The organism is Myroides sp., from assembly GCF_032073645.1.
GTDB lineage: Bacteria > Bacteroidota > Bacteroidia > Flavobacteriales > Flavobacteriaceae > Flavobacterium > Flavobacterium odoratimimum.
In genome coordinates this window covers 42,062-55,920 of the sequence record NZ_DAMANB010000026.1, presented here as the reverse complement: position 1 = coordinate 55,920, position 13,859 = coordinate 42,062, and the positions used below count along the sequence as shown (strand labels likewise).

Annotated in this window: 11 protein-coding genes; 5 read left to right on the top strand and 6 right to left on the bottom strand. The window is 34.8% G+C overall.

What is annotated here, in order from left to right; all coding sequences use genetic code 11:
* The first annotated feature begins 329 nt into the window (after positions 1-329).
* From RT228_RS15930 to RT228_RS15920, 3 genes are all read left to right on the top strand, one after another.
* A complete protein-coding gene (locus tag RT228_RS15930) occupies positions 330-1,508 on the top strand; it encodes an acetyl-CoA C-acyltransferase (protein ID WP_006261847.1) in 1,179 nt (392 codons plus the stop codon).
* A 79-nt stretch (positions 1,509-1,587) separates the two neighbouring features.
* Complete coding sequence (locus tag RT228_RS15925; protein WP_006258745.1) at positions 1,588-2,349, top strand: C40 family peptidase; 762 nt, start codon at positions 1,588-1,590, stop codon at positions 2,347-2,349.
* Positions 2,350-2,532: 183 nt separating this feature from the next.
* Positions 2,533-3,879 (top strand): DEAD/DEAH box helicase, encoded by a 1,347-nt coding sequence (locus RT228_RS15920; protein ID WP_006261848.1) that lies wholly within the window; start codon positions 2,533-2,535, stop codon positions 3,877-3,879.
* 105 nt (positions 3,880-3,984) lie between these two features.
* On the opposite strand, the gene RT228_RS15915 is transcribed toward RT228_RS15920, so the two are convergent.
* The 6 genes from RT228_RS15915 to RT228_RS15890 all read right to left on the bottom strand — a co-directional run bounded on the left by RT228_RS15915 (position 3,985) and on the right by RT228_RS15890 (position 12,306).
* Entirely contained in the window at positions 3,985-5,325 is a 1,341-nt protein-coding gene (locus RT228_RS15915) for an MFS transporter (RefSeq protein WP_286394265.1), read from the bottom strand.
* Positions 5,326-5,405: 80 nt separating this feature from the next.
* Positions 5,406-6,092: a (d)CMP kinase gene (gene cmk / locus RT228_RS15910; RefSeq protein WP_006258748.1), complete on the bottom strand. Its 687-nt coding sequence runs from the start codon at positions 6,090-6,092 to the stop codon at positions 5,406-5,408.
* 319 nt (positions 6,093-6,411) lie between these two features.
* Entirely contained in the window at positions 6,412-8,880 is a 2,469-nt protein-coding gene (lon, locus tag RT228_RS15905; RefSeq protein WP_006258750.1) for an endopeptidase La, read from the bottom strand.
* A 201-nt stretch (positions 8,881-9,081) separates the two neighbouring features.
* Positions 9,082-10,053, bottom strand: coding sequence for a hypothetical protein (locus RT228_RS15900; RefSeq protein ID WP_006261852.1), 972 nt, complete (start codon positions 10,051-10,053; stop codon positions 9,082-9,084).
* Between the two features lie 87 nt (positions 10,054-10,140).
* Entirely contained in the window at positions 10,141-11,439 is a 1,299-nt protein-coding gene (locus RT228_RS15895) for an MFS transporter (RefSeq protein WP_006261853.1), read from the bottom strand.
* 51 nt (positions 11,440-11,490) lie between these two features.
* On the bottom strand, positions 11,491-12,306 hold the full coding sequence (locus RT228_RS15890) for a M48 family metallopeptidase (RefSeq protein WP_006261854.1): 816 nt from the start codon (positions 12,304-12,306) through the stop codon (positions 11,491-11,493).
* Between the two features lie 115 nt (positions 12,307-12,421).
* On the opposite strand from RT228_RS15890, the gene RT228_RS15885 reads away from it, so the two are divergent.
* Both RT228_RS15885 and msrB read left to right on the top strand, forming a co-directional pair.
* Positions 12,422-13,288 carry an alpha/beta hydrolase gene (locus RT228_RS15885; protein ID WP_006258754.1) on the top strand — a complete coding sequence of 289 codons (867 nt, stop codon included), beginning with the start codon at positions 12,422-12,424 and terminating at the stop codon, positions 13,286-13,288.
* Positions 13,289-13,292: 4 nt separating this feature from the next.
* Entirely contained in the window at positions 13,293-13,769 is a 477-nt protein-coding gene (gene msrB / locus RT228_RS15880) for a peptide-methionine (R)-S-oxide reductase MsrB (RefSeq protein WP_006265933.1), read from the top strand.
* The last annotated feature ends 90 nt before the right edge of the window (positions 13,770-13,859 follow it).

Below are 13,859 nucleotides of genomic sequence, written 5' to 3'. Positions count from 1 at the left end.
CCCGATGACAGATTAGCAATCTGCTCCGTTACCACTCCGGCACCTCTCCGTTGCTAAGAGAATTACTTCTCTAATGCGGATGCAAACTTAGCACTACTTTTGGTTCTATGCAAGCTTTTGAAAGAAAAAAACAACAAAAAATTACCACATAAAAACAAACCTATTCATAGTCAAGGAAGTAAACACAAATAAAAAAAACATTATTTTTTTATTTCTTAGATAATTATCCAAAATCAAGATATTTTATGTATTTTCCCACATCTTTATTGAGCCTTACAGAAGGTCTAAAGTTTTAAAACAAAAATCAAACTTAATTAATTCTATAAATTATGAGTAAAAAAGTAGTTATTGTTTCTGCTGCTAGAACACCAATAGGAAGTTTCTTAGGAAGTTTATCAACTGTACCAGCTACAGTATTAGGTGCTACCGCTATTAAAGGGGCGCTAGATAAGATCAAACTTGATGCTAATCTAGTAGATGAAGTATTGATGGGGAATGTAGTTCAAGCAGGAGAAGGACAAGCACCTGCACGTCAAGCGGCTTTAAAAGCAGGTTTGTCTAAAGAGGTAGCTTGTACTACAATAAATAAAGTTTGTGCATCAGGTATGAAAGCGATTATGCAAGGGACACAAGCTATTATGGCAGGTGATGCAGAAATAGTTGTAGCGGGTGGAATGGAGAATATGAGTATGATTCCTCATTATGTACACATGCGTAATGGTAACAAATTTGGTCCTGCAACTATCATTGATGGTTTACAAAATGACGGTCTAGTAGATGCTTATGACAATAATGCTATGGGAGTATCTGCTGACTTATGTGCTAGTACACATAATATCTCAAGAGAAGAACAAGATAACTTCGCTATTAAATCTTATGAGCGTTCTGCAAAAGCATGGGATGCTGGTAAGTTTAACAACGAGGTAGTTCCTGTATCTGTACCTCAACGAAGAGGAGATGCTATCGTAGTTTCTAAGGATGAGGAATACACAAATGTAAAATTAGATAAGATTACTTCTTTACGCCCTGCTTTTACAAAAGAAGGAACTGTAACTGCTGCTAATGCTTCTACTATCAATGATGGAGCTGCTGCTGTAGTAATCATGAGTGAAGAAAAAGCATTAAGCTTAGGATTAAAACCTCTAGCTTATATCAAAGGATATGCGGATGCTGCTCAAGAGCCTGAGTGGTTTACTACTGCTCCTGCTAAAGCATTGCCTAAAGCGCTTAAAAAAGCGAATGTAGCTATCGAAGATGTAGACTTCTTCGAATTTAACGAAGCGTTCTCTGTAGTTGGTATTGCAAATACTAAATTACTTAATATCGATCCAGAAAAAGTAAACGTAAACGGTGGAGCTGTTTCTTTAGGTCACCCTCTAGGATGTTCTGGTGCTCGTATCATCGTAACATTATTAAGTGTATTAGAACAAAACAATGCAAAAATAGGAGCTGCTGCTATCTGTAATGGTGGTGGTGGTGCATCAGCATTAGTTATCGAAAGAGCTTAATTTTTAATAATATATTCAAGATGAGTTTGATTAGTTCAAACTCATCTTTTATTTTTGTACTTTAATTCAAACCTATATTATGTTTGCATATTGCAACCTTGCCATTGTACCCTTAAGACTTGAACCAAGCGACAGAAGCGAAATGGTCTCTCAAGTCCTTTTCGGTGAACACTTTACTATTTTAGAAAGAACAGAGAAGTGGTCGAAAATAGAATTAGCTTTCGACAAGTACCAAGGTTGGATAGATAATAAACAATATCAAGAAATCTCTGAAGAAGATTATAAATACCTTCAAAACACATCTGTTATTCACTCTGCGGAGTTAGTAGACTTTATTTCTTCTAACAACAATCACTTAATGGCAGTACCTCTTGGTAGTTGTCTTACAGGATTAAAAAAGAACAGCATCAATACAGATAACTTCACTTATGAAGGACTGACTATCACTGGTCAATTTACAAAACAAACTTTTCTAAAGACTGCATTTATGTACTTAAATACTCCTTACTTATGGGGAGGGAAAACGCCTTTCGGAATAGACTGTTCTGGTTTTACACAAATGGTTTACAGAATCAATGGATATAGAATTCCTCGTGATGCCTCACAACAAGCAGCTATAGGAGAAGCCTTAAGCTTCATCGAAGAAAGCGAAATAGGTGACTTAGCTTTCTTTGACAATGCTGAGGGTAATATCATCCATGTAGGGATAATCATGGAGAACAACTATATCATACATGCTCATGGAAAAGTCCGTATAGACAGACTAGATCACTTAGGAATTTATAATATCGATTCTGGTAGACATACTCATAAACTAAGAGTAATCAAGAAAATCATTTAAGTCTATAGTAAGTTTAGGTCTCCACTTTTCTAATGGGAGCACAATTCATTACAAGGACTTATGTAATTGTTTTTTTATTAGCTATTTTATCCTATTTGGCTCAAAAACTATTCGTTAAGACAATAGAAACTATTTGATATTGCAAAAAAAATAAACGTATCTTTGCTGCAAATATCGACATATATGAATACTTTCGAGCAATTTAATCTACCGAAAGCCCTTGAAAAAGCTCTTAATGAGCTTAATATTATTTCACCAACTCCTATACAAGCTAAATCATTTCCAGTTATTCTTTCTGGAAGAGATATGATGGGTATTGCCCAAACAGGTACAGGAAAGACATTCGCCTACCTTCTACCTATCTTAAAACAATGGAAGTTTAGCCATGCTGAATCTCCTAGAGTAGTGATACTAGTACCTACACGTGAACTTGTAGTACAAGTAGTAGATGAAGTAGAAAAGCTTACAGCCTATATGTCTGTAAGAACATTAGGGGTATATGGTGGTACCAATATCAATACACAACGAAAAGCTGTCTATGAAGGTGTAGATATCCTAGTAGGTACACCTGGACGTATGATGGACTTAGCTCTAGATGGAGTATTGCGTTTTGATAATTTACAGAAGTTAGTCATTGATGAATTTGATGAAATACTAAACTTAGGGTTTAGAACACAGCTTACATCTATTCTTACAATGATGAAAGGAAAACGTCAAAATATCTTATTCTCTGCTACTATGACAGAAGAAGTAGACGAAGTACTTGACGAATATTTTGACTTCCCTGAAGAAGTATCTCTTGCTCCTTCTGGAACTCCGTTAGAGAATATAGATCAACAGATATATAATGTACCTAACTTCAACACGAAGTTAAATCTATTAATGCACTTACTTAGCAATAAAGAAGAGTTTAATAGAGTACTTATCTTTATCAACAGTAAACGTCTTGCAGATGTTGTAATGGAAAAGCTAGACGCAGCCTTTCCTGAAGAGTTCACTGTAATTCACTCTAACAAATCTCAGAACTTCCGTATGAGATCTATGGCTGAGTTCCAAGCGAATGAATTAAGAGGTCTTCTAACTACAGATATAATGGCTCGTGGACTTGATATCTCTGATATTAGCCACGTAATCAACTTACAGTTCACTGACTCTCCAGAACAGTATATTCACCGAATAGGACGTACAGGACGTGCTGATAAAAAAGGTACAGCTATCTCTATCGTAGATCCTAAAGAGGAAGAAGTAAAATTAGCTGCGGAGATTCTAATGGAGAAAGAACTTAGAGCAATGACAATACCTGAAGAGGTAGTCATTTCTGAGTCACTTATGGAGTTTGAAAAATCTAAATTAAAGTCTAAACAACTTGCTAAGATTAAAAAGCCAATAGAAAAAGGAGCAGCTTTCCACGAGAAGAAAGATAAAAACCAAAAGGTTAATCTTGGAGGTCCTGGTAAACGTAATCCTCGTAAGACTAAACCACGTAACAGAGCAGTAGAAGCTAAAAGAGCTGCTAAACGTAAAAAATAGATTACAAGTAAAATCATAAAAAAACGTGCTAAACTTAAGTTTAGCACGTTTTTTTTATATCTAAAAATATTCTCTTTTTAATCTCTTAAAAGAAAGAATACATATTTACTCTTTTATGTCTTCTTCTACAGCCTGTGGATTGTGTTTATACTTAAATATAATAGCAAACAATATAGTTACTACTAAAGCATATCCTGCGAATATAAGCCATGAATGTCTCCAACCTTCTAACTGTAAAGTAACATCTTCTTGGCTATATACAAAGTGATTCACAATGTACTGAGCGATAAGCATACCTATTGTTGCTCCAAAACCGTTAGTCATCATCATAAATACTCCTTGTGCAGAAGAACGAATATCTTCACTTGTCTCATTATCTACATATAGAGAACCTGATACATTAAAGAAGTCAAATGCAATTCCATAAACAATCATAGACAATATAAACATCCATACTCCATTTCCTGGATCACCTATACCAAAGAATCCGAAACGTAGAACCCAAGCAAACATTGACATCAACATTACTACTTTAATACCAAATTTTCTAAGAACAAATGGAATTAACAAGATACACAAGGTTTCTGAAACTTGAGATAACGAGATTAACGCATTAGCATTATGTGCTCCCCAAGAGTCAGCGTATTCTGGTACTTTAGAGAAACTCGTAATAAAAGGATTCGCATACCCATTCGTAATCTGTAATGACACTCCTAGCAACATTGAGAAGATAAAGAATACTGCCATCTTCTTCTCTTTAAACAAACTGAATGCCTTTAGTCCAAAAGCATCTGCTAAACTCTGCTTCTCATTAGATTTATTAATAGGGCAATTAGGCAATACGAAACTGTATAAGAAAAGAACTATTCCTAAAACACCTGATACAAAGAATTGATAATAATTAGATTGAAAACTCTCAAAAGCGATATCTCCACCAAAGTTAAATCCTAAAGAACCATCACTGTGGAACCCAAAGAAGTTAACAAACAACATCGCACAGATAAATCCTACTGTACCAAAAGTACGTATAGGCGGAAAGGCCTTAATCGTATCGAGGTGATTCTGTTTTAATATTGCATAAGAAGTTGAATTAGATAAAGCGATTGTAGGCATAAAGAAAGCTACACTACAAGTGTAAAGTGTAAAGATCGTTGTAAAGTCTACATCCCCTCCTGCTATAAAACCGTAATAACCTGTAGCAATCATAAAAATAGCTGCGGCTAAGTGATTCAATCCTAACAACCTCTGAACTGGTATCCATCTATCAGCTACTATTCCCATGATAGCAGGCATAAAAATAGATACTATACCTTGCATGGCATAAAAAAGACCAATCTTAGGCCCTAGCCCAACTGATCCTAAATAGTTCCCCATAGATGTTAAATAAGCCCCCCAAACAGCAAATTCGAGGTAACTCATCAACGTCAATTTTGCTTTTACATTCATTACGTGTGATATTATTTCTGTGTTATTAGTTTAAGAGTTTATGCCCTTAAACCTCGTTTTATAAGTGTGTTTATAATAATTTATTTAATTCTTTTTTGCGCTAAATCCAGAATTAAATTAAACTGTTCTTCTATAGTTAAATTAGAATTATCTACCTCTACAGCATCATCTGCCTTTACTAGTGGTGAATCTGCTCTGCTTGTATCTATTTTATCCCTTTCTACTACATTGTGAAACACTGCATCATAACTCACATTAGGGTCTTTATCTTTCAATTCATCAAAGCGTCTTTGAGCACGTATTTCTGGAGAGGCAGTCATAAATATCTTTAACTCTGCATCAGGAAACACAACTGTTCCTATATCTCTTCCATCCATTACTACTCCCTTAGACTTACCTAAGTTTTGTTGTTGTTCTACCAACTTTCTTCTTACCTCAGGTACTTCTGCTATCTGACTTACAAACTGTGATACTTCTAAACTGCGTATCACACCTTCTACATTCTCTTGGTTTAAGAACACTTCTGCAAATCCTTTCTCTGGATTGTACTCAAAGTGTAATTCTACTGATGGTAATGACTCTATTAACCCTTCTCTATTGAAGTAATTTTCTTTTATCAAACCTTTTCTCATTGCAGACAAAGTAACCGCTCTATACATAGCTCCTGTGTCTATATATACATAGCTAAGAGACTTCGCTAATGATTTCGCTAATGTACTTTTCCCCGTAGAGGAAAACCCATCAATCGCTATAGTAATCTTTTTCAAATTGAAAAATTTAAAATTAGTTTAAAACTCATTGATTTGTCAAATATAGTAGTATTTATAAGCTTTCGTATCTTTTTAAAAACACTTTATAAATAGCTATTTCTAATCAAAACACCTTTTTAAAACACTCATTGTAAAACAAATACTAAAAAAGCACCTTAAAAATACGACTATTTTCTACAATAATGGCTAGCAAAAGTAAGTTAATCTGTAAAAATTCCCATCATTTTAAGGTCACAAAATACAGCCAAGAGCCTCTTATAACTAAAAAAGCCTCACTTTATAAAAGTGAGGCTTTCTCTATCCTATCTAATAAGTTTTACTTTTTAGCTACTTCTAGCTTCTTAGCATTCTTTACCTTCTGATTTGTAATAGCGATCTCTAGGACTTCTTCCATTTTATCTACATAATGGAAAGTCAATCCTTTAAGATACTCTTCTTTAATATCATCGATGTCTTTTCTATTGTCTTTACACAAGATAATCTCTTTCACATTAGCACGCTTAGCTGCAAGAATCTTCTCTTTAATACCTCCTACAGGAAGCACCTTACCTCTTAAAGTAATCTCACCTGTCATCGCTAAGTTCTTTTTAACCTTGCGTTGAGTAAATGACGATACCATAGAAGTTAACATCGTAATACCTGCACTAGGTCCGTCCTTAGGCGTTGCCCCTTCTGGTACGTGGATATGTATCTTATAATTATCAAATACTTCTTGAGCTATATCTAACTCTTCTGCATGAGCCTTAATATACTCTAATGCGATAGTAGCAGACTCTTTCATCACTGTCCCTAAGTTCCCCGTGATAGATAGTTCTCCTTTACCTTTAGAGATAATTGATTCTATATATAGAATATCTCCTCCTACACTAGTCCATGCTAATCCTGTTACTACACCAGCCACATCATTATTCTCATACTTATCATTTTCAAAACGTGGTGTACCTAAGATCTTTTTGATATCCTCTTCTGTCATCTTCACATTATACTCCTCTTCCATCACGATATTCTTAGCCACACCTCTAGCGATGTGTGCTAGTTGTTTATCTAAGCCACGTACTCCAGACTCTCTTGTATAATTCGTGATGATAAACTCCATCTGTTTTTTACCAATCACTACATCTTTAGAAGTTACTCCATGTGCCTTTAATTGTTTTTCTAACAAATGCTGTTTACCTATCTCTACTTTTTCTTCTATCGTATACCCTGTCATCTCGATAATCTCCATACGGTCTCTTAATGCAGGCTGTATAGTACTTAAGCTATTAGATGTAGCAATAAACATTACCTTAGATAAGTCATATCCCATCTCTAAGAAGTTGTCATAGAACTCGTGATTTTGTTCTGGATCTAATACCTCTAACAATGCAGAAGAAGGATCACCATTATGACTAGAAGATAACTTATCTATCTCATCTAATAAAAACACCGGATTAGATGTCTTTGCTTTCTTTAGACTCTGAATAATACGTCCAGGCATAGCCCCGATATATGTCTTTCTATGCCCTCTAATCTCAGCTTCGTCACGCAATCCTCCTAGAGAAATACGTACATACTCACGACCTAATGCATCTGCTATAGATCTACCGATAGAAGTCTTACCTACTCCTGGAGGTCCATATAGACATAGAATAGGGGACTTAAGATCGTTTCTTAACTTCAGAACAGCCATGTGCTCTAAGACACGCTTCTTCACTTCTTCTATTCCATAATGATCTTTATCTAACTGCTTCTGAGCATTCTTTAAATTAAAGACATCCTTAGAATAGTGATTCCAAGGCAACTCTAAAAACAATTCTAAATAGTTTCGTTGAATACCAAACTCAGCTACTTGAGGGTTCATTCTTTGGAACTTCATTAACTCCTTATCGAAGCGCTCCTGTACTTCCTTAGACCACTTTTTATTAGCAGCTTTCTTACGCATTTCTTCAAACTCCTCTTCATTTGAGAAACCACCCAATTCTTCTTGGATTGTTTTCATTTGTTGGTGTAAGAAATACTCTTTTTGCTGTTGGTCTAAATCAACTCTAACTTTCGTTTGAATATCATTGCGCAACTGAAGTTTTTGCAACTCTAAAGTCATCATCTTTAGAGCTTCTAATCCTCTAGCATTTAGATCATCTATATTAAGTAATCGTTGCTTATCAGCAATATCCATACTCATATTAGAAGAAACGAAGTTAATTAAGAAAGATTCACTAGAAATATTCTCAATCGCAAATGCTGCATCTGATGGTATATTAGGATTCTCTTTGATAATTTCTAAAGCAGTCTCCTTAATAGAATCTACTATAGCTGAGAACTCTTTATTCTTCTTGCTAGGACGCTTCTCTTCACGAGCCACCACATTAGCCTTCATATAAGGTTCTTCTTGTGTTAGTTCTGTAATCTCAAAGCGTTTTTTACCCTGTAAGATAACTGTGATATTTCCGTCAGGCAACTTTAATAACTTGATAATACGAGCCACTGTCCCTGTATGGTATATCTCATTGATACCAGGATCATCAGTACCCTCATCTATCTGCGCTACTACACCTATCGTTTTATCTCCTTTATTTGCTCTATTTAATAATTCAATAGACTTATCTCTACCTGCTGTAATAGGAATCACTACACCTGGGAATAATACCATGTTTCGCAATGGTAATATCGGAAGTGAAGTAGGTAACTCTTCTTTATTCATTTCTTCTTCATCTTCACTCGAAAAAATTGGAATAAACTCTGAATCACCATCTCCTAAATCTTGTAACGACAAGTTGTCAAATGTTATTATTTTTTGATTTGCCATATGTATTTTTACGTCATTTTGTCAGTTAACAGTTTTTTTTCGACATAGCCTAACTACAACCACACCCATAACCTACTGATTACCAACAAAAACATTAATTTTTAATTGTTCTACCTATATAATATTTCAATCTTTATGCCACAAAAAAATCCTTACTCTTATGGCAAGGATTTTTTCTCTTTTATGTTAAAATACAAAATATTATTTACTCGGAGAAGAAATAATTATAACAGAAAAATCTCCATAAGTGATTTTTACTCTTTTATCTTGGTCTTCTTCTTCCACTCCTACTAAAGTAGCTTCAAATCTACCTTTTAATAAAAACTTATTAGGATCATCTTTATCTTTCTCTGCATAATCAAAACGCAAGAAACCTTCACTCTCTGCCACATCTTTAGACGTGTACTTAACTCCATAAGGAGAAGTATACTCTACGTTAAACCATCCTAATTTCTTAAAATCTTTAGGATCATTCGATACAACGATATCATTATTATAAGGAAAGTCCAACACTATCTTCTGTGTCTTCTCTACACCATCTATACTAGATACGTATGCTCTTCCTGCTTTTACTTCTACAGACTCCTCAGGATTAGTAAAAGGTTCATTATCTGCAAACGCTTCTAAGTACGTAGCCTCTTTTCTAACAAAAGGGATATCTACAAAGTTTCCACTAATAGGAAATGACTTTAAGTTAGGGTCATCTTGTATACTTGGCATCATGCGCTTAATATCAAAATCACCAGACAATACTCTTGCCTTTCTATTAATATTACCTATAGACATAATCCCTGTCACGATATTAGGACGCAATGTGTCCTTCGTAGTATACAGAAGCTTATTCTCCCAAGAATAGTAATTACTCTCATTCACATTAGTAGGAAAGTTACCTGACTGAAACTTTAAAGTTCTAAGGATCAGTTCGTCATTTTCATAATTCTCACTTCCTGTTAACTTCACTTTTATTTCTAAACGTCCGTTTTTATCTAACTCAGCTACTATTCCTTCTCTCATTAAGATAGTCTCTCCCTGATTATGAATAGTCATAATCGGCTTACCTACTCCCTGCTCACCTTCTATGATAGAGTCATAAGATTCATTATCACACGAAGCTACGGTCATAGCTGTGATAGAAAATAAACTAATCGCTAATATTCTAAATGTCTTTTTCATATTATATCTTACTATTCGTAAAGTAATCAATTTTTAAAAATATTTCAATAACAAAAATACAATCTTATTTCTTTTTTAATACTAATTCTATCTTTTATTAGGTATTCTTAATAGTAGAACGAAACCTACAGCAAAAAATAAGATTAAAAACAATATAGCATTCTGCATCTTACCTGTTATATCACTGACTAGCCCATACATAGACATCCCTAGTACAATACCTAACTTCTCTGTCACATCATAAAAACTAAAGAATGAAGTAGTATCTGTGGTCTCTGGTAGTAGTTTAGAATAAGTAGATCGAGACAACGATTGTATTCCTCCCATTACTAATCCCACAAAACTAGCTGCCACATAGAACTCATTAGGTGTGATTATAGTATATGCATACAGACATATTATAATCCATAACGCATTTAATACACATAACGTATAAATATTTCCAATTTTTTTTGACAATAGAGAAGTCAGATAAGCTCCTAGTACAGCTACTAACTGGATCATCAGTATACTTAATATTAAGCCTGTCGTACGCTGAGTATCGTTTTCCCATGCGATTTCTTTTTCTCCAAAATAGGCTGCTATAATCATCACAGTCTGCACAGCCATACTGTAAACAAAAAAAGCAACTAAATACCTCTTTAGCGCAACATACTCTTTTAGCTCTCCCCAAACTCTTTTTAACTCTCTAAATCCTTTAAAGAATAACGATTTAGTGATTTTCTTCTCATTTTTAAAATCTGGTAAATACCTAAAAGTATAAAGGCTAAACCCTATCCACCATAACCCTACTAATATAAAGGAGAAACGCATCGCTGTCATCGCTGTTGTAAAACCAAAGATGTCATACTTCATGACTAACAATAAGTTTAATAATAACAGTATCACACTCCCGATATATCCTAGTGCATATCCTTTTGCACTTATTCTATCTTGTTGTTCAGTAAATGCTATATCAGGCAAATAAGAATTATAGAAAACTAAACTTCCCCAAAAACCAATTAACCCAAACATATAGATCAATAAGCTCAATAGCATATAGTCTAGACTAAAAAAATAAAGAAGCATACACGATATAGACCCTACACCACAGAACAACTTCATAAAGAACTTTTTAGTCCCTAGATAATCTGCTATTCCTGATAATATAGGCGATAGTATACATACTATTAAGAATCCTATCGCAGTGATATAACTAATAATTGACTCACTCTTAATAGAGGTTCCCCAAAAGTCAAAACTATCAATGTTCAACTCTCTAAATAAAGATCCATAATACAACGGAAAAATAGATGACGAAATAACTAAAGCATATACAGAATTAGCCCAATCATAAAACGCCCATGCATTTAAAAGTTTTTTATCCCCTTTTACAAAACTTTTCATAGTCTAGTCTATTTAAAAAAATAAGCTACCCAAAGGTAGCTTACTCTATTTTTATCTTCCGAAAGATACACCAAATTTTGCTGCTTCAGCTTTCGCTTCAGGAATTAATTTCTTCAAATTAGCAATACGCTCTTGATTACTAGGGTGTGTGCTCATCCATGAGCTCCCACCTCCACTTCCATCTCTGGCAGCCATTCTACTCCAGAAACTAACTGCTTCTTCTGGATTATATCCAGCGATAGCCATTAGTGTCAGGCCTATCTTATCAGCCTCAGTCTCATGTGATCTACTGAAGGGCAACATTCCTGCCACATTACTACCATATCCATATAGCCCTGCGCTTAACTGTTTAGTCGTAGCACTAGACTTAGCAGTAGCTGCATCTATTGCCACAGCTCCTGCCTGTTGTAGCATACCTGCACTCATGCGCTGTTGTCCGTGATTAGCTAATGCGTGAGCGACTTCATGCCCCATCACTACAGCTATTCCTGCATCTGTCTGACAATATGGCAAAATACCTGTGTAGAACACAATCTTACCTCCAGGCATACACCACGCATTCACTTCCTTATCATCTACTAAGTTATACTCCCACTTATAATCATTAAGATAACTCCCATACCCATTAGCCGTCAACCAAACCTCTGCTGCTTTCTTAATTTTTACACCTACGTCAGCTACACGTTGTGCATCTTTTGTCCCTTTTACCACCTTATGTTCCTTTAAGAAAGTATCATATTGTGAAAAAGACATTGGAAACAACTCAGCATTAGAAGTAAATGCCATCGTTTTTTTACCTGTAAAAGGATTTGTTGCACAAGCAGTTAACAACAAAAAAGTTCCGATAGAGAATACGATTTTTTTCATTATTTTTTATTTTCAAAATTAATAGGAATTCGCATAATTCAAAAACTTTTACTTTTATAATAATTCTTTTAGATTCTTTTATTTTGTAATTTTACCTCCTTAGAACATTATTATAATGCAAAGTCAAAAACCAAAACAATCGCTTGAAATACCAAAAAGCATAATAGTAATAGGAAAAACATTACAATTATTTTCAAATAACCTAGCGACTAGATTTGCTCAGAACTTATTCATCACTCCTCTTAAATTTAAACCACCAAAAAGAGAGAAGGAGATGTTTGATAAAAGTGTTGTCACTAAAATAACCGTGCCAGCTCTGCGCAAAGACATCGTAGTATACCAATATGGAACCAATAAAGCTGCTGATAAAAAAGCACTTCTTATACACGGATGGAACGGTAGAGGTACACAGCTAGTGACTATTGCTAATATGCTCATGAGGTCTGGATATGACGTCGTTAGCTTCGATGCACCTGGTCATGGCAAGTCTCCTAAGACGAAGACGAATATGACAGAATTTATTGCTTCTGCATTCGAAGTAGAGAAACAGTTCGGTCCATTCGAACTCGTTATCGGTCACTCACTAGGAGGAATGACTACCATGAATGCGCTTAGAGATGGTCTAAAAGCTAAAAAAGCTGTCATACTAGGAAGTGGAGACGTGGTAAAGGATGTAATAGATGACTTCGTCAAACAAATAGAACTAAAACCTATTATCTCTAAAAAGATTCAAGAACGATTCGAAACTCAGTTTAACCAAACTATGGAGAGCTACACTGTACACTTAGCAGCAGAAGAAATAGACATTCCGCTTCTAATTATGCATGATGAAGATGATGTAGACGTTAATGTAAGAGCAGCTTATGCGATTAAAAAACACAGCAAGAATGCAGAGATTATGATCACATCAGGTCTTGGACACCGCAAGATCTTAGGAGATAAAAAAATAATAGAACGCATCAAAGCTTTCATAGAACAATAGATAAATGAAAACAGTTGTATTCGGTTGTATCATTCTAAGTATATTAGCCTGTAAAGATGTAAACTATCAAAAGATACCAAAGATGAAAAAAGATAAAACAACAACAGAACAAGAATGGCAACAAGCCCTTACCCCTGCTGAGTACTATGTACTACGAGAAAAAGGGACTGAACGTCCATTCACTGGAGAATACAACGACTTTAACGAAAAAGGAACATATCACTGTGCAGGATGTGGACAACTATTGTTCAGCTCTGATACTAAATTTGATGCACATTGTGGTTGGCCTTCATTTGACAAAGCGATAGAAGGTTCTGTTAACTACATAGAAGACCTATCTCATGGAATGAAGAGAGTTGAAGTAACGTGTTCTAACTGTAATGGACATCTAGGACATATCTTCCCAGATGGACCTACTGAGACTACAGGTATGAGATACTGTATGAACTCCATCTCATTAAAATTCAAAAAACAAGAATAACTATAGATAAAGAGAATAATGATTTAATTATTCTCTTTTTTTGTTTGTATACTTCCTATTTCACTTCACTCATATTTCTATCTAGCAGCG

Coding starts and splice junctions, on each gene's coding strand:
- RT228_RS15915 (WP_286394265.1), bottom strand. CDS start 5,325: ATGAATGTAAAAGCAAAATTGACGTTGATGAGTTACCTCGAATTTGCT.
- RT228_RS15930 (WP_006261847.1), top strand. CDS start 330: ATGAGTAAAAAAGTAGTTATTGTTTCTGCTGCTAGAACACCAATAGGA.
- RT228_RS15885 (WP_006258754.1), top strand. CDS start 12,422: ATGCAAAGTCAAAAACCAAAACAATCGCTTGAAATACCAAAAAGCATA.
- RT228_RS15920 (WP_006261848.1), top strand. CDS start 2,533: ATGAATACTTTCGAGCAATTTAATCTACCGAAAGCCCTTGAAAAAGCT.
- msrB (WP_006265933.1), top strand. CDS start 13,293: ATGAAAACAGTTGTATTCGGTTGTATCATTCTAAGTATATTAGCCTGT.
- RT228_RS15895 (WP_006261853.1), bottom strand. CDS start 11,439: ATGAAAAGTTTTGTAAAAGGGGATAAAAAACTTTTAAATGCATGGGCG.
- RT228_RS15925 (WP_006258745.1), top strand. CDS start 1,588: ATGTTTGCATATTGCAACCTTGCCATTGTACCCTTAAGACTTGAACCA.
- RT228_RS15890 (WP_006261854.1), bottom strand. CDS start 12,306: ATGAAAAAAATCGTATTCTCTATCGGAACTTTTTTGTTGTTAACTGCT.
- RT228_RS15900 (WP_006261852.1), bottom strand. CDS start 10,053: ATGAAAAAGACATTTAGAATATTAGCGATTAGTTTATTTTCTATCACA.
- lon (WP_006258750.1), bottom strand. CDS start 8,880: ATGGCAAATCAAAAAATAATAACATTTGACAACTTGTCGTTACAAGAT.